We start from the raw sequence: 15996 nt of genomic DNA on the forward strand, positions 1-15996 counted from the left end.
ATGATTATTTAGTCATCCATTTGTCATAAATTTTTTGGTACTCACCGCTTGCTTTGATCGCAGCAATACCTTTATTTAATTTTTCCACTAATTCCGTGTTTGATTTTTTCACTGCAATGCCTAAACCATTATTGAAGTAACGCTTGTCGGTGACTTTTTCGCCAACAAATTGAGCTTCAGGGGTTTTGCTTAACATATCTCTTAACACATCAGTGTCGCCGAAAATTAAATCAATACGTCCATTTTTTAAGTCCAAAATCGCATCTTGTAAACTTGCATAAGATTTTGCTTGATACTGTTTCGCTTCCGCTGTGGCATATTGTTGATAGGTTGTACCATTTTGTACGCCTACTGTTTTTGCCGCTGCTAAATCCTTACCGTTTAACGCAATGTAGCTTGCTGAACTTTCATAGTATGGAGCAGAAAACGCCACCTGTTTTGCACGCGCTTCGGTAATATCAATAGCAGAAATCGCTGCATCAAAACCGCCACGACCTTTGATTAGGCTTGGGATTAACGCATCAAAGGCTTGAGCTTTGAACTCACAAGTCGCTTGAACTTCCTTACAGATCGCATTCGCAATATCTACATCAAAACCAACAATTTCCCCTTTTTCATTGGTTTGCTCAAATGGCGGATAGCTTGGTTCCATTGCGAAAGTAATTTTGTCGTTCGCATAAGCAGAAACAGCGGTTGCAGCTAAAACAGTTGCTAAAAGTAATTTTTTCATAGTGAACTCCTATTAATTATATGATGTTGTGTTAATCTGAATGTGAAAGATATTGAGCAAATTGTGCGGTTTTTGGCTGCTCAAAACAGCTCGCATCACCCATTTCCACAATTTTGCCCTGTTCCATATAGACCACTTTGGTTGCCACTTTACGAGCCACAGAGACTTCGTGGGTAACAATCACTTGGGTGATCCCCGTTTGTTGTAATTCCTTAATAATATCAACTACTTGAGCAGTAATTTCAGGATCTAATGCCGCCGTAGGTTCATCAAACAACAACACTTCTGGCTGCATCATCAAGGCTCTAGCAATCGCCACACGTTGTTGCTGACCGCCCGAAAGTTGCAACGGAAAACGCTCGGCAAAGGCAGTTAATTGCAAACGAGCTAGCAAACTTTTCGCTCTTTCGACCGATTGTTCTTTGCTTAATCCCAACACTTTCATCGGGGCTTCAATCAAATTTTGCATTACGCTTAAATGTGGCCATAAATGATACTGCTGAAACACCATTCCCACTTCTTTACGCAATAACGCCACCTGTTTAGCATCTGTTTTAGCGGTAAGATCGAACTTATGATTTGCAATTTCAAGCTGCCCCGACTGCGGCACTTCCATTAAATTTAAGGTGCGAATTAAGGTACTTTTACCAGCCCCACTTGGCCCGAGCAACACAACGGTATCGCCTTTTTCAATGTTCAAATTAATATCAAACAAGGCTTGGCTCGAACCATAAAAGAAATTGACATTACTAATGCGAATTGCCATTAACTACTTCCTATCAACATTTTCAAACTGAATAGATATTAAATTTTATTGCATAACTATGCAAGCGGTTTTTGTAAATTTTTTGAAAAGAAAACGGTCTGATTTGCAAAAATTCACAAAATCAGACCGCTTATATTACATTTGAGCTTATTCCACCATAAAGCACGCTATTTTAGTGCCATTTTCATACTCTTTCAGCTCTGGGCGTTCTTGTTTGCAACGCTCGGTGGCTAAACGGCAACGGGCGTGGAACGCACAGCCTTTTGGTGGGTTGAGTGGGCTTGGTAGTTCGCCCGTGAGTTTGATCCGCTCACGGCGGTGTTCTGCTTCTAAACGTGGTGTCGCAGAAAGCAGAGCTTGGGTGTAAGGGTGGCGTGGGTTGCCGAAAATTTCTTTGGTTTCCCCTTGTTCTACACAACGCCCCAAATACATCACCATCACTTCATCAGCAATATGCTCTACCACCGACAAATCGTGTGAAATAAACACATAAGACAGCCCGAGTTCTTCTTGCAGATCCATCATCAAGTTCAACACTTGTGCTCGTACCGATACGTCAAGGGCCGAAACAGGTTCGTCCGCCACGACAATATCGGGCTTGAGCATTAAACCACGTGCAATCGCAATACGCTGGCGTTGTCCGCCTGAAAACATATGCGGATAGCGGTCGTAAAATTCAGGTTTTAAGCCTACTTTTGCCATCATTTCAAGCACTTGCTCTTTGCGTTCTTGTGCCGATAAATCGGTATTAATCAGTAACGGCTCTTCTAAAATCGCCCCGACCTTTTTGCGTGGATTGAGTGACGCATAAGGGTTTTGGAACACAATCTGAATTTTTTTACGGCGGAGTTTTTCTGTTTCGCTGTCGCTAACTAAAAAATTCTGTCCGTTGTAAAATAACTCTCCCTCCGTTGGTGGTTCGATCATTGTGAGCATTCGCCCTAAAGTCGATTTCCCACAACCCGACTCGCCCACAACGGCAAGGGTTTTGCCACGTTCAAGGGTAAAGGACACACCGTCCACCGCTTTCACGAGTTTCGGCTTACTGAACATTCCCTTTTTCACAGGGTAGTATTTTTTAAGATCCACCGCATTGAGAAGCGGTGGGTTTTGGGTGTTGTTTTGCATATTTAGTCCAACTCTATCTTTTCCCCTGAAACAGCTTTTGCCAACATTTCCCCCTTTGAAAAAGGGGGATTAAGGGGGATTTATAATCTCTGCATTTTACCTATCTTTTTAAAATCCCCCCTAGCCCCCCTTTTTCAAAGGGGGGAATAAGGGAATTTGTGAGTTTATTTACATCAACTTGGCAACCCATTCTCCCCCAACGGCGTATGGCATTTCACCTGTCTGCCGTTGATTGTTCTTAACTCTGGCTCTTTTTGTCGGCACAGATCTGTCGCATACGGACAGCGTGGGTTGAGCAAACAGCCTTGTGGTCGGTCGTATTTGCCTGGTACAACGCCCGGTAGCGACTGCAAGCGAGATTTGCCTTCCGCAAACTCAGGCAAGGCTTTGAGCAAGGCTTGAGTGTAAGGATGAAGCGGTGATTTGAAAATCTGTTCTGATTTACCTTCTTCCACCACTTGCCCTGCATACATCACGATAATGCGGTGAGCCGACTCTGCTACCAACGCTAAATCGTGGGTGATCAAAATCAACGCCATATTCTCTTTGCGTTGTAGCTCAAGCAATAGGTCGATAATTTGAGCTTGAATGGTTACGTCTAACGCCGTTGTTGGTTCATCGGCAATCAACAATTTCGGGTTACACGCAATCGCCATTGCGATCATCACACGCTGGCTCATACCGCCTGAAAGTTGGTGCGGATACACGTCCAAACGAGATGTAGGATCAGGAATACCAACCATTGTCAGCAACTCAATCGCACGCTCTTTCCGCCACGCTTTTGTGCCGCCTTGATGTACTTTCAAGGCTTCCATAATTTGATAACCCACCGTATAACTTGGGTTTAGGCTGGTCATTGCGTCTTGGAAAATCATCGCCACGTCCGCACCGACAATTTTCTGCTTTTCTTTTGGTTTTAAATCAAGCAAATTATGCCCGTTAAAACGCAATGAATTTGCCATTACTCGTCCTGGAAAATCAATCAATCCCATAATGGCAAGGGAACTGACTGATTTCCCCGAACCCGATTCACCTACGATACCAAGCACTTCACCTTCATTGATTTCATAACTCACTCGATCCACCGCTCTAAACGGCGTTTTTTTATCGCCAAAGTGAACCGAAAGCTCATCTACTTTTAATAATGCCATTTCGTCCCCTTACTGTTTCAATTTTGGATCAAGTGCGTCACGCAAGCCGTCACCCATTAAGTTAAAGGCAAGCACTAACGATAAAATTGCTAAACCTGGAATAGTAACTAACCAGTTTGCCGATTGCATAAAGCCACGAGACTCCGCCAACATTGTGCCGAGTTCAGGCGTTGGTGGTTGAGCACCGATACCTAAAAAGCCGAGTGCTGCCAACTCTAAAATCGCATTGGAGATCCCCATTGTCATCTGCACGATAAGCGGTGCTAAACAGTTTGGCAAAATCACGATAAACATCAAACGCCATACGCCTGCCCCTGCCACACGGGAAGCGGTCACATAATCACGACTTTTTTCACTTAACACGGAAGCACGGGTTAAACGCACATAGCTTGGAATGGAAACCACCGCAATCGCAATCGCTGCGTTAATCAGGGACGGACCTAAGATCGTCACCACACCGATAGTCAATAATAGGCTTGGAATAGCGAGCATAATATCGACAAAACGCATAATCACGATGTCGATACTGCCGCCGTAATAGCCTGCGAGAAGCCCTAAAATCACGCCTAACACACAAGACATCAATACGATCAACAAGCCGATGAAAATAGATAATCTCGCCCCGTAGATAATCCGAGAGAGAATATCACGCCCGATGTCGTCAGTTCCGAGTAAATAGGCGGAATTTCCGCCGTCAAACCACGCTGGCGGTAGCAGTAAGGCACTGCGATTTTGAGCAATAGGATCGAAAGGGGCGATAAATTCTGCAAATAAGCAGACAAATGCCACGATCACAATAAAAGTTAAACCAATCACCGCCCCTTTGTTTTGGCGAAAATAGTACCAAAATTCCTGCAACGGCGTTAATGGCACTGGGGCGGTTGTTTCTACTTGAGAAGACATTTATTACTCCAACAAATATATCTATTAAACTTCCCCCGCATCATTTCCCCCCCCCCGCTTGCGGGGGAGGGCTAGGGTGGGGGGATTGCCCGTTAGGGCAACTAAAAGCGGTCTAATTTACAGAAAATCTTGCAAACTTCGTTTGCAATCCCCCCATCCGCCTTCGGCACGTTATTCGCTTCGCTCACCCTACGGGTCGTTGGCAAAGCCAACGCTCAAATGCTATCGCATTTGTCCTCCCGTAAACGGGGGAAGGGAATTGCTCCCTCAGGGGGAAATTTCTTTAAGTATGTCGAATACGCGGATTCACCACGCCATAAATCAAATCGACAGTTAAATTCACCACAATAATCAAAGTCGCAATAATCAACACCGAACCTTGCAGCACAGGGTAATCTCGTGAGTTAATCGCATCAATAATCCATTTGCCGATACCTGGCCACGAGAAGATGTTTTCGGTTAGAACAGCCCCTGATAACAGCTGTCCGACAATCAAACCGACCACTGTCACCACAGGGATTAAGGCATTACGCAAGGCGTGAATAATCACAATGCGAGTGGTGTTCAACCCTTTCGCTTTGGCGGTGCGGATATAATCTTCACCCAATACTTCAAGCATAGAAGAACGGGTCATACGGGTGATTATCGCAAGGGGAATTGTGCCTAATACAATCGCAGGCAAAATCAGCGACTTAATTGCCGCCACAAAAGCACCTGGTTCGTCCGAGTTCCACGTATCGATCAACATAAAGCCTGTTTCTGCTTCGATCCAGTATTCTGCCGGCAAACGCCCTGACGCTGGTAAGCCTAATGGGGTGGAGAAATAGAGAATTAAAATCAAGCCCCACCAGAAAATCGGCATTGAATAGCCTGTCAGTGAAATGGACGAAATGGCGTGGGAAAGCCACGACTCTTTTTTCACTGCGGCGATCACGCCAAATAAAATCCCTGCAATAAGCGACCAGAGCAATGCAAAAAATGCCAGCTCAACGGTTGCAGGAAACAGGGTAAAAAATTCTTTCAGTACTGGCTCATTATTACGGAACGAATTGCCTAAATCGCCCTGAAACACGCCTTTGATATAGTTAAAATACTGTTCGTGTAACGGTAAGTCTAAACCGAGTTGAGCCATCATTTGAGCGTGAACTTCTGGCGTTAAGCCCCGTTCGCCCATACGAATCTCAATCGGATCCCCCGGAATTAAATGCACTAAAGCAAAGGTAATCAAGGTTATCGCAATAAAGGTTGGGATAACCATCAAAATACGTTTAAGAATAAATTGAAACATTAAATATCTCAGCGTTTATCAATAGGTAGGGTGGGTCTTGACCCACCACAACTTTAAACTATTTAAACTAAAAGGTGGGTCAAGACCCACCCTACAATGTTGTCTTATTTCGCTAAATCTACAGAATAGAAGTTATGTAAACCAAATGGGCTGACCACATAACCTTTCACTTCCTTACGAATTGGGAAGTAAGTGGTTGAGTGTGCAATGGTTACCCACGGGGCTTGCTCTTTAAAGACTACTTGAGCTTGTTTGTAAAGCTCCGTACGTTTTGCTTGATCTGTTTCTTGTGCCGCTTGAGTGACTAAATCGTTAAACGGTTTGTAACAGAATTTCGCATAGTTAGAGCCAGCTTCTAATGCAGAGCAGCTTAATAAGGTGTTTAAGAAGTTGTCTGGGTCGCCATTATCGCCTGTCCAACCGATCATTGAAGTAGATGCTTCACCGTTGCGTAAACGTTTTAAGTATTCACCCCATTCGTAGCTGACGATTTTCGCATTTACGCCGACTTTTTTCCAATCATCTTGGATAATTTCTGCCATACGACGTGCATTTGGGTTATATGGACGAGAAACTGGCATTGCCCAAAGTTCTGTCTCAAAACCATTTTCAAAACCCGCTTCTTTTAACAACGCTTTGGCTTTTTCAGGGTTGTATTCATAATCTTTCACATCGTCATTATAGCTCCACATTGTTGGTGGCATTGGGTTTTTCGCCACTTGTGCAAAGCCTTGATAAACCGATTGAACAATTGCTTCTTTGTTGATAGCGTGGTTCAACGCTTGACGCACTTTTTGGTTATCCAATGGTGCTTTAGTCATATTCAATGCAAGGTAACCCACGTTCAAGCCTGGTTTTTCTAACACTTCAATGTTTGGATCCGCTTGTAATTTCGCAATATCCGCTGGATTTGGATATGGCATTGCGTGGCATTCGCCTTTTTGTAATTTCGCTAAACGTACAGACGCATCAGGGGTAATAGAGAAGACCAAGCGGTCAATTTTCGCTTTTCCTTTCCAATAATCTTCAAAGGCTTTATAGCGAACGGTTGAGTCTTTTTGGTAATCAACAAACTGGAACGGACCTGTTCCCACTGGGTTACTATCTAGCTTCTCAGGGGTTTTCGCTGCTAACATTTTATCAGCATATTCCGCTGAATAGATCGCCGCAAAGTCCATCGCAAGATTTGCTAAGAATGGTGCATTTGGTGCTTTTAAGCTGATTTTAACGGTGTAATCATCCACTTTTTCCACTTTATCAATGATATTTTGCATATCCATGCCAACAAAGTATTCATAGTTACCGCCTGATACTTTGTGATACGGGTGATTTGGATCTAACTGACGATTAAAGGAAAATACCACATCGTCTGCATTAAAATCACGGGTCGGTTTGAAATCTTTGGTTGTGTGGAATTTCACCCCTTTACGCAAGTGGAAAGTGTAGGTTTTACCGTCTGCGGATACGTCCCATTTTTCTGCTAAATCAGGAACAACGGTTGTTTCTCCCTCTTTAAAATCAGTCAATTTGTTAAAAATAGTACGTCCACTCGCATCTAACGTTGCTCCGTCAGTACCAAACACAGGGCTGAAGTAAGACGGTGATGCTTCCAAACAATAAACGAAAGTTTTCGGTGCAGCCATTGCAGAGCCTGACGCTACTGCTAAAGCTAATAAAGAGAGTTGTGTTAATTTTTTCATTGTTTCACTCCAAAAGATGTTGTGTTATATGGGATGATAATTTCAAACCCAATGACTCGGAATATACAAGTTTTTTTATGAATCGCAATACTTTTTTTTATGCAAATGGTATTTTTTGACTATTTTTTTACAAAATTTTAACTACTTCACAAATTCTACTGTGTAAAAATTATGAGCCATAAATGGACTTTGTACATAGCCTTTAATTTCTTTACGTATAGGGAAGTAGACAGTTGAGTGTGCAATCGGTAACCATACTGCTTGATCTTTTGCAATTTGTTGAGCTTGACGATAAAGTGCTGTTCGTTTTTCTTTATCTGAGATTTGAGCAGCTTCAGTCACTAACTTATCATATTCATTATTACAGAAACCTGCATAGTTAGAACCTTGTTTGACCGCATTACAGCTCAGTAATGTATTTAGAAAATTATCAGGATCACCATTATCTCCCGTCCATCCCATCATTCCTGCACTGTGTTCGCCGTCTGCCATACGTTTAAGATATTCGCCCCATTCGTAGCTGACAATTTTTGTTTTAATGCCCACTTTTTCCCAATCAGCTTGAATCATTTCTGCCATACGACGTGCATTTGGGTTATAAGGGCGAGCGACAGGCATTGCCCAAAGCTCTGTTTCAAAACCATTTTCAAAACCCGCTTCTTTTAATAAAGCTTTGGCTTTTTCAGGATTATAGTCGTAGTCCTTAATTTCTTCATTGTAGCCCCAAATTGTGGGTGGCATCGGATTTTTTGCAACACTTCCTGCACCTTGATAAACCGATTCTAAAATTGCTGCTTTATTTACCGCATAATTGAGAGCCTGACGCACTTTTTGGTTATCAAAAGGGGCTTTACGTTGATTTAAAGTGATGTAGCCAATATTCATCCCTGCTTTTTCAAGCACGGTGATATTCGGATCCGTTTGTAATGTTTTTACATCGGCAGGATTTGGGTAAGGCATTGCTTGACATTCATTGTGCTGTAATTTTGCTAAACGCACTGTAGCATCAGGCGTGACTGCGAAAACCAGGCGATCAATTTTGGCTTTGCCTTGCCAATAGTCGTTAAAGGCAGTAAAACGCACATTGGCATCTTTTTGATAAGAGTGGAATTGGAACGCACCCGTTCCGATTGGCGCAGTATCCACTTTTTCAGGTGTACCCGCTTTTAACATCGCATCCGCATATTCAGCAGAAAATATTGCGGCAAAGTCCATCGCTAAATTTGCTAAGAAGGGAGCATTTGGCTTTTTCAAATTAATTTTGACGGTGTAATCATCTACTTTTTCTACTTTATCAATGATATTTTGCATATCCATACCGAAGAAAAACTCATAGCTTCCGCCTGATACATTGAAATAAGGATTATTTGGATCAAATTGTCGATTTATCGAAAATAAAACATCGTCCGCATTAAAATCACGGCTTGGTGTAAACATTTTATTACTGTGGAATTTCACACCTTTGCGTAAATAGAAGGTATAACTTTTACCGTCCACACTAATATCCCAACGTTCTGCTAGGGATGGAATAAGATTTGTTGTGCCTGCTTCAAAATCAACAAGACGGTTATAAATCGCCTGTCCAACATCCAATGTTGCACCGTCTGTGCCAATTTGGGGATTTAAGTACGCAGGCGATGATTCAATACAATAAGTGAAGGTTTTATTGTCATTCGCATAAAGAGAAGTGATACCTACACAGTAAGCTAACGCAGTTAATGTTGCAAATTTTTTCATGTTGTGCCCTTGTTAATAATGAATTATAAAAAGAAACCCCTCGAAAGTTGCCTTCCGAGGGGTAGAAATTGAGATTTGGTTGTAGCCATTTCACGCTCGGAAGTTATCTTCCGAACACGCCAAATGCCCGAAAGATTATTCAGGTAAATGGTGGTGATGATGGTTAAGAATAAATTTCATAGCTACTCCAAAATGAACTATCTTGAACTATATCCTAAGCCATTTTAGAACGCAAACGGTTTTCTTGCAAAATTTGAATAAAAAAACCGCTTGTCTATGACAAGCGGTCAGATCTTATAGCTATTTTACAATTTAGCCTAAAATTTTATTCAGCTCTGCACTCACAGCTTCAACTGGTTGTGTACCATCTAAGCGGTGGTACTGCGTATTACCCGCTTCTGCTTCTGCAGTATAGTAAGCAATTAATGGCTTAGTTTGTTTGTGGTAAATCGCTAAACGCTCTAAGACTGTTTCAGGTTTATCATCTTGACGAATGATTAAATCTTCACCTGTTACATCATCTTTACCTTCCACTTTTGGTGGGTTGTAAACCACGTGATAAGTACGACCTGAAGGTTGGTGTACACGACGACCGCTCATTCGCTCAACAATCACTTCATCTGCTACATCAAACTCAAGCACGAAATCAATTTTCACGCCTGCTTCTTTTAATGCATCCGCTTGTGGAATGGTGCGTGGGAAACCGTCAAGTAAGAAACCATTTGCACAATCCGGTTGTGAAATACGATCTTTCACTAAAGCAACAGTTAATTCATCAGGCACTAATTTACCTTCGTCCATTAACGCTTTCGCTTGTTTACCAAGCTCTGTACCTTCTTTAATCGCCGCACGGAACATATCTCCCGTGGAGATTTGTGGGATACCAAATTTATTCATCATAAATTGTGCTTGTGTTCCTTTTCCTGCACCTGGTGCACCTAAAAGAATAATTTTCATAGCAAGACCTCTTAAAAAATAAAAGAATGAAGTTAAGTCGTAACCTTACCGATTACTGCTAAAAATTGCAAATTGATTATGCAAATAACGCGGTGATTTTTAGAAAAAAGGCAAAATGAAAGCTATTTCATCTATTTGCACAAAATACAAATCTTGTTAAAATACAGTTGATAATTATTCCTATCAATATGGAGATTAGTATGCTAAAAAAATCCCTTTTAACTCTCGCTTGTATTGCATCTTTTGCGGTTTCTGCGATTGCAAAAGAAGTGACTATTCCGACCGCTCGTGGAGAGGTGATGCTTTCCGCTCCGCCTGCCAAAGTTGCGGTATTTGATACGGGGAGTATTGATACATTGCACGCCTTAGGGGTGAAAATGGACGGGGTGGCAGATGTTACTAAAGTGTTACCTTATACGAAATCAAGCCTTGAAAATGCCAAAATTGTTGGAACCGTGTTTGAACCCAATTTTGAAGCCTTAAATGAATTAAAACCCGATTTGATTATCGTTGGGACGCGTACTGCGAAGAAATTTGATGAAGTAAGTGCATTAGCGAAAACCATTGATATGACTGACAATGGCGACAAATTGATTGAAAGTGGCTTACAGCGTATCGATAGTTTCGGTAAGATGTTTGGCAAAGAAGAAAAAGCGACTCAACTTAAAGCGGAAATTGGTGCTCTTTACAAAGAAACACAAGCGGCGGTGAAAGGTAAAGGCAATGGACTAATCATTTTAGTCAATGGCGGTAAAGTTTCTGCCTTTGGTTCAGGTTATCGTTTAAGCTGGATCCATCACAGTTTAGGTATTCCCCTTGCGGATTCGTCATTAAAAGGTAAAGGACACGGGCAGCCTATTAGCTTTGAATACATTCAAAAACTAAATCCTGATTGGTTGTTTGTGCTAGATCGCATTGCGGCGATTGGCGAGGAGGGCAAAACTGCTAAAGAAGTGTTGGATAATGAATTAATTCATCAAACAACGGCGTGGAAAAATGGCAACATTGTCTATTTAAGCAGTGCGTCTTATCTTGCTCCAGGTGGCGTTGAGCAAATCAAAACCGATTTAACCACAATCAAACAAGCGTTTGAGAAAAAATAGTTCACCTTAAATCAAGCGGTCTGATCGGCAAATTTTTTTGCAAATCAGACCGCTTGTTTCCTTTATGCTTATGTTTTCTCTAACGCGAATTAACTTTCTCATTCTTCTTATTCTCTGCCCTATCAGTATGGCAACGGGAGTAGCGGATTTTCATTGGTCAAGTGTCTTTAGCTCACCTGAACAGATGCAAGTGCTACTCATCAGTCGTCTGCCACGCACATTAGCGGTGTTGCTTGTTGGTGCAACTCTTGCGATAGCGGGAATGGTGATCCAAATTGTTCTGAAAAACCGATTTATTGATCCGAGCCTGATTGGTGCGACACAAAGTGCAGGCTTGGGGATTTTATTGGTCAGCCTGTATTTTCCTGCAACGGCTCTGCTGTTTAAAATGTCGGTCGCAACACTGAGTGCGTTAATTGGTATGAGCATTTTTATGTTGCTACTTCAACGACTTCCACCACAACAGCAGTTAATGGTTCCGTTGATAGGCATTATTTTTGGCAATGTGATTGAATCCATTGCTACCTTTATTGCCTATGAAACAAACAGCCAACAGATGCTTAGCATTTGGACTTCGGGGGATTTTTCGGGCGTGTTGTCTGGGCGTTACGAACTGCTGTGGCTAACCGTTGGATTGGCGATCTTCGTTTATATCATCGCAGATAGGCTGAGTATTGCGGGGCTTGGTCGCAATATCAGCACCAGTCTTGGTATTAATTATCGACAAATCACTTGGATTGCGTTGATTGTGGTGGCGATGATTACATCGTTAGTGGTGGTGACGGTGGGACAAATTCCTTTTATTGGCTTGGTTGTGCCGAATATCATCTCTCGCTTGGCAGGTGATCGCTTACGCCAAAATTTACCTGCAGTGGTGCTATTAGGGGCAAATCTCGTATTGGCTTGCGATATTTTAGGGCGTGTGTTAAATGCCCCGTATGAAATTCCGATTTCAACGGTATTTGGGATTTTAGGCACGATTATTTTCCTTTATCTGCTTTTTAAAGGGAAACGTTATGCGAGCTAAAACCTTACTATTGCTACTTGGTGGGTTGTTCCTGCTCTCTTGTTGCCTGTTTATGAGCTACAACGCCAACGGGAATTGGGACTTCGTTTTGCCTTTTAGAAGTAAAAAATTGCTGATGTTGATTGTGATCGGTTATACCATTGGCGTTTCAACCCTGTTGTTCCAAACGCTTACCCACAACCCTATTTTAACCCCGAGCATTTTAGGCTTTGATTATCTCTATCTGCTTATTCAAACAGCTCTAGTCTTTTTTGTCGGCGGTATTGGCTTTACCCAGTTGGATACCCTGTACAAATTTTTCTTTGAAGCAGGACTAATGTTGGTCGGCTCACTGCTACTTTTTGCCACCTTGAACAAAGGCAACAGCGATCTCTCCCGAATGATCCTTGTCGGTGTGATTTTCGGCGTACTGTTTCGTAATTTGAATAATCTGTTACAGCGAATGATCGATCCTGATGAATTTGCGATCACCCAAACATCGTCTTTTGCTAATTTTAACAGCGTCAAAATTGAGCTACTTTATGTTGGCATTGCCGTTGCGATCATCAGTTTTCTCTGGATTTGGAAACAACGCCACCAACTTGATGTACTGCTTTTAGGGAAAGAGTATGCCTTGAGCTTAGGGGTAAACTATCTCGCCTTCTCACGCCAATTATTGATTTGCTGTGCCATTTTGGTTTCCGTCTCAACGGCGTTGGTAGGACCTATTTTGTTTCTCGGTTTATTGGTCTGTGCGATAACCAATGCCATTAGCCCAAAAGTACATCACCAAATTCGTCTCCCTGTCGTCTTTTTTATCTCAACGATCACGTTGGTATTAGGGCAAGTGATTTTTGAACATATCATCAAAATGCAAGGTGTATTAAGCGTTGTGATTGAATTTGTCGGGGGCATTGTCTTTATTTACTTAATACTTAGGAAAAGTAAACGATGATTAAAATTGAGCAACTTAGCCATAAAATAGGCGATGAAACGATTTTAGATCACATTGATTTAACCATTGAAAATGGCGGTATTACCGCATTGGTAGGGGCAAATGGAGCTGGAAAATCGACACTGTTGTCGCTGATCGCCCGCTTGCAACAGATACAGCAGGGGGAAATTTGGCTTGATGAAATGGATATTTCCCAAACAGCATCACGGAAAATTGCCCAACATTTAGCGATTTTAACGCAAGAAAATACCATTCATAGCCGTATTACTGTGCAAGACTTACTGATGTTTGGGCGATACCCACATCATCAAGGTAGAATTTCAGCGGAAGATAAAACGATTGTACAAGATGCGTTAAAACGTTTTGATTTGATGTCGTTGGCAAATCGCTATTTGAGTGAACTCTCTGGCGGGCAACGCCAACGTGCCTTAATCGCAATGATTTTTTGCCAACAGACTAGCCATATTTTATTGGACGAACCTTTGAATAATTTGGATATGTTCCACGCAAGAGAATTGATGCGTTTACTGCGTCAATTAACGGACGAGCTAAAATTAACAACGGTAATGGTCGTTCACGACATTAATATGGCAAGTGCTTATGCGGACAAAATTGTGGCGATGAAAGACGGCAACATTTTAATGGTTGGCTCACCAGAACAGATCATCACCCAAGCCAACTTGAAAACTATTTTTAACCTTGATGCCGAAGTGATTCAACATCAAGGAAAGCCAATGGTTATTCACCATATCTAATTTACTAGCTAGCTCACTAACTAATTAGCTAACTAGCCACTTTTCAACCAGTTCCTGTGTCGTTTCTTTATGTCGCCACATACTGCCGAGTTCAGGTTCTGGGAATTTGGTGTGGTTGTAGCCGACAAACTCACGGAAATCAAACACCGCGTGGGGATAATCATTCAGCAACAAAAAGGCTTTATAACCGTCTTCTGACCAACAGATCTGAAAACGGCGTGGCTCTTTTAAGGTTTCTGGTTTGACATCACTCACCCGATAAACAAATAAGCTATCCACCACAGGCTGAGCTTCTTGATGTAAATCCATCGCATAAAAATAACCTGTTTCGCCGTCATCTTCAAACATCACAACCAAATGTTCGTGTTTGATAGAATGAGCACCGTTGCGATAGGGTGTACCAAGTGTAATGTGATCGTTTAGGACTGAATAGAGCATATGCATTCCTTTCTAGCTGAAAATTTTCATCATTTTAACATATTTATGATCATACTTTCATTAGAACGTTCTTTCAAAACTCACTGTAATATTATGCATTTTATAAGAATAGAGACTATCTAGATTACTTTTTTGCTTTTTCCATTCTATATTCAGTTTCGGCGTAATTCCCCACAAATGCCAATCTCTTTTCCATACTTGAGTAAAAACGGCATAAGCTTCATCTTTTCGAACTTTACCCAACGGTAAAATACCACCTAACACAGCTTGATCTTTAAATTTACGATGAGAATAGGATAAATTTAGCTTGGTCGAAATTCCCCAAGCATATTCTTGCAACCAACCTAGCCGAAAATTTTTGATATCCGAACTATATTGCTGTTCTTGCAAACGTTGTTGTGAATATGTAGATCCTATATAAAACAATTGCTTTGGGTTTCGATACCAAATCACTGTCGTAGAAGCAGTTCTAATATCCCCACCTTGTGGATTAGCTTTGAAAAAAGATCGCTTTTCATATTCCAAAACAGTCTGATTTTGCCAATTTTTTGCAAGCCAAAAACTGTAACTGACTTCCATACCATTGGACCAATGAAATGCATCGCTACCATACCAACGCTTTTCATAAAAAGGTTGTAGCCTAAATGTTGTATCATTTTTCTTGTAGGAATAACCGATAAAAGTGCGATTAAAAAGCTCATCAAATTGATGATTGTCCCAGTAACTCTTACCATTAGTTTCATTACTTATACCAATATAATGAGAACCTATAAGATTTACATCACGGCTAACACTTAGATTATAGGAAAAGCCTCGTGCCTTTTGCGGCAACATTCTCTCTCCCTTGATAAACCCCGTGTTTTCAATGCTTGCCGCAGATGACACATTTTCTACGTTATCTGTTTTAAGATAGGAAACACTCGCATCAATCTGCCAATTATTACGTGAATTAAGTGCATCAATATAACGATTAACCTGCTGATAAGCCGAAGCGGGCAAATTTTTAACACTTTTTACCTTATCAAATTGCAATCTTGCTGCACTATCTTGACGGTCGGCAAATAACGCTTTGGCAAGTTCCATTCGGATAGAAGTTAGATCTGGATGTTCACTCAACATTTCACGATAAATCAGAATCGCAAGAGCGTAATCTTGATGCAAACTCGCCAGTTTAGCTTCCGCATAAGAGATCAGTAAGCGATCTTGCTGTGCCTGTTGTTGATATTGAGAAAGAAAGGATTGAATTTGCTCTGCATTATTTTGATAAATCGCTAGTTTGAGTTGCTCATCTAACGCGATAGTTGAGCCATTAGAAGAAGCCAATGCAAACGTTGAACAAAAGAAAAGAGAATAAAAAAGCTTACGCATAGATATGGATT

Annotated in this window: 15 protein-coding genes and 1 other annotated feature; of the genes, 4 read left to right on the forward strand and 11 right to left on the reverse strand. The window is 41.6% G+C overall.

The features are described from left to right. Nucleotides 1–4: 4 nt before the first annotated feature. The 9 genes from C5N92_RS03650 to adk form a co-directional block, all read right to left on the reverse strand. Nucleotides 5–730 (reverse strand): transporter substrate-binding domain-containing protein, encoded by a 726-nt coding sequence (locus tag C5N92_RS03650; RefSeq protein ID WP_111749507.1) that lies wholly within the window; start codon nucleotides 728–730, stop codon nucleotides 5–7. Nucleotides 731–761: 31 nt separating this feature from the next. Beyond that, nucleotides 762–1496: an arginine ABC transporter ATP-binding protein ArtP gene (gene artP / locus C5N92_RS03655; RefSeq protein ID WP_111749508.1), complete on the reverse strand. Its 735-nt coding sequence runs from the start codon at nucleotides 1494–1496 to the stop codon at nucleotides 762–764. Between the two features lie 147 nt (nucleotides 1497–1643). Then, a complete protein-coding gene (locus C5N92_RS03660) occupies nucleotides 1644–2624 on the reverse strand; it encodes a peptide ABC transporter ATP-binding protein (RefSeq protein ID WP_111749509.1) in 981 nt (326 codons plus the stop codon). Nucleotides 2625–2797: 173 nt separating this feature from the next. Beyond that, nucleotides 2798–3775 (reverse strand): dipeptide ABC transporter ATP-binding protein, encoded by a 978-nt coding sequence (gene dppD, locus C5N92_RS03665; protein WP_111749510.1) that lies wholly within the window; start codon nucleotides 3773–3775, stop codon nucleotides 2798–2800. Between the two features lie 9 nt (nucleotides 3776–3784). Continuing rightward, a complete protein-coding gene (locus C5N92_RS03670) occupies nucleotides 3785–4678 on the reverse strand; it encodes an ABC transporter permease subunit (RefSeq protein ID WP_111749511.1) in 894 nt (297 codons plus the stop codon). 283 nt (nucleotides 4679–4961) lie between these two features. After that, on the reverse strand, nucleotides 4962–5966 hold the full coding sequence (locus C5N92_RS03675; protein WP_111749512.1) for an ABC transporter permease subunit: 1005 nt from the start codon (nucleotides 5964–5966) through the stop codon (nucleotides 4962–4964). Between the two features lie 104 nt (nucleotides 5967–6070). Next, entirely contained in the window at nucleotides 6071–7666 is a 1596-nt protein-coding gene (locus C5N92_RS03680; RefSeq protein WP_111749513.1) for an ABC transporter substrate-binding protein, read from the reverse strand. A 141-nt stretch (nucleotides 7667–7807) separates the two neighbouring features. Next, on the reverse strand, nucleotides 7808–9403 hold the full coding sequence (locus tag C5N92_RS03685; RefSeq protein WP_111749514.1) for an ABC transporter substrate-binding protein: 1596 nt from the start codon (nucleotides 9401–9403) through the stop codon (nucleotides 7808–7810). A gap of 28 nt (nucleotides 9404–9431) precedes the next feature. Continuing rightward, nucleotides 9432–9563 (reverse strand) — a sequence feature (His leader region). A 152-nt stretch (nucleotides 9564–9715) separates the two neighbouring features. Next, a complete protein-coding gene (gene adk / locus C5N92_RS03690; RefSeq protein WP_111749515.1) occupies nucleotides 9716–10360 on the reverse strand; it encodes an adenylate kinase in 645 nt (214 codons plus the stop codon). A gap of 200 nt (nucleotides 10361–10560) precedes the next feature. Here adk and C5N92_RS03695 point away from each other — a divergent pair, with 200 nt between their 5' ends. From C5N92_RS03695 to C5N92_RS03710, 4 genes are all read left to right on the forward strand, one after another. Beyond that, a complete protein-coding gene (locus tag C5N92_RS03695) occupies nucleotides 10561–11463 on the forward strand; it encodes a siderophore ABC transporter substrate-binding protein (protein ID WP_111749516.1) in 903 nt (300 codons plus the stop codon). 70 nt (nucleotides 11464–11533) lie between these two features. Then, nucleotides 11534–12490, forward strand: coding sequence for an ABC transporter permease (locus C5N92_RS03700; protein ID WP_111749621.1), 957 nt, complete (start codon nucleotides 11534–11536; stop codon nucleotides 12488–12490). After that, complete coding sequence (locus C5N92_RS03705) at nucleotides 12480–13424, forward strand: iron chelate uptake ABC transporter family permease subunit (protein WP_111749517.1); 945 nt, start codon at nucleotides 12480–12482, stop codon at nucleotides 13422–13424. Before C5N92_RS03700 ends, C5N92_RS03705 begins: the two co-directional genes overlap by 11 nt. Then, the gene (locus tag C5N92_RS03710) at nucleotides 13421–14179 is read left to right on the forward strand and encodes an iron ABC transporter ATP-binding protein (protein WP_111749518.1); all 759 of its coding nucleotides are present in this window, start codon (nucleotides 13421–13423) and stop codon (nucleotides 14177–14179) included. The genes C5N92_RS03705 and C5N92_RS03710 overlap by 4 nt, the downstream gene beginning before the upstream one ends. 24 nt (nucleotides 14180–14203) lie before the next feature. On the opposite strand, the gene C5N92_RS03715 is transcribed toward C5N92_RS03710, so the two are convergent. Both C5N92_RS03715 and C5N92_RS03720 read right to left on the reverse strand, forming a co-directional pair. Continuing rightward, nucleotides 14204–14617, reverse strand: coding sequence for a DUF2251 domain-containing protein (locus C5N92_RS03715; RefSeq protein ID WP_111749519.1), 414 nt, complete (start codon nucleotides 14615–14617; stop codon nucleotides 14204–14206). Nucleotides 14618–14677: 60 nt separating this feature from the next. After that, complete coding sequence (locus tag C5N92_RS03720; protein ID WP_111749520.1) at nucleotides 14678–15985, reverse strand: porin family protein; 1308 nt, start codon at nucleotides 15983–15985, stop codon at nucleotides 14678–14680. Between the last annotated feature and the right edge of the window lie 11 nt (nucleotides 15986–15996).

Source organism: Glaesserella australis (genome assembly GCF_003260095.1).
In the GTDB taxonomy this organism is placed as follows: domain Bacteria; phylum Pseudomonadota; class Gammaproteobacteria; order Enterobacterales; family Pasteurellaceae; genus Glaesserella; species Glaesserella australis.

What these genes read in the sequence shown, in the direction of transcription:
- C5N92_RS03670 (WP_111749511.1), bottom strand. Translation starts at nt 4,678, where the DNA reads ATGTCTTCTCAAGTAGAAACAACCGCCCCAGTGCCATTAACGCCGTTG.
- artP (WP_111749508.1), bottom strand. Translation starts at nt 1,496, where the DNA reads ATGGCAATTCGCATTAGTAATGTCAATTTCTTTTATGGTTCGAGCCAA.
- adk (WP_111749515.1), bottom strand. Translation starts at nt 10,360, where the DNA reads ATGAAAATTATTCTTTTAGGTGCACCAGGTGCAGGAAAAGGAACACAA.
- C5N92_RS03685 (WP_111749514.1), bottom strand. Translation starts at nt 9,403, where the DNA reads ATGAAAAAATTTGCAACATTAACTGCGTTAGCTTACTGTGTAGGTATC.
- C5N92_RS03715 (WP_111749519.1), bottom strand. Translation starts at nt 14,617, where the DNA reads ATGCTCTATTCAGTCCTAAACGATCACATTACACTTGGTACACCCTAT.
- C5N92_RS03695 (WP_111749516.1), top strand. Translation starts at nt 10,561, where the DNA reads ATGCTAAAAAAATCCCTTTTAACTCTCGCTTGTATTGCATCTTTTGCG.
- dppD (WP_111749510.1), bottom strand. Translation starts at nt 3,775, where the DNA reads ATGGCATTATTAAAAGTAGATGAGCTTTCGGTTCACTTTGGCGATAAA.
- C5N92_RS03720 (WP_111749520.1), bottom strand. Translation starts at nt 15,985, where the DNA reads ATGCGTAAGCTTTTTTATTCTCTTTTCTTTTGTTCAACGTTTGCATTG.
- C5N92_RS03700 (WP_111749621.1), top strand. Translation starts at nt 11,534, where the DNA reads ATGTTTTCTCTAACGCGAATTAACTTTCTCATTCTTCTTATTCTCTGC.
- C5N92_RS03675 (WP_111749512.1), bottom strand. Translation starts at nt 5,966, where the DNA reads ATGTTTCAATTTATTCTTAAACGTATTTTGATGGTTATCCCAACCTTT.
- C5N92_RS03705 (WP_111749517.1), top strand. Translation starts at nt 12,480, where the DNA reads ATGCGAGCTAAAACCTTACTATTGCTACTTGGTGGGTTGTTCCTGCTC.
- C5N92_RS03660 (WP_111749509.1), bottom strand. Translation starts at nt 2,624, where the DNA reads ATGCAAAACAACACCCAAAACCCACCGCTTCTCAATGCGGTGGATCTT.
- C5N92_RS03710 (WP_111749518.1), top strand. Translation starts at nt 13,421, where the DNA reads ATGATTAAAATTGAGCAACTTAGCCATAAAATAGGCGATGAAACGATT.
- C5N92_RS03650 (WP_111749507.1), bottom strand. Translation starts at nt 730, where the DNA reads ATGAAAAAATTACTTTTAGCAACTGTTTTAGCTGCAACCGCTGTTTCT.
- C5N92_RS03680 (WP_111749513.1), bottom strand. Translation starts at nt 7,666, where the DNA reads ATGAAAAAATTAACACAACTCTCTTTATTAGCTTTAGCAGTAGCGTCA.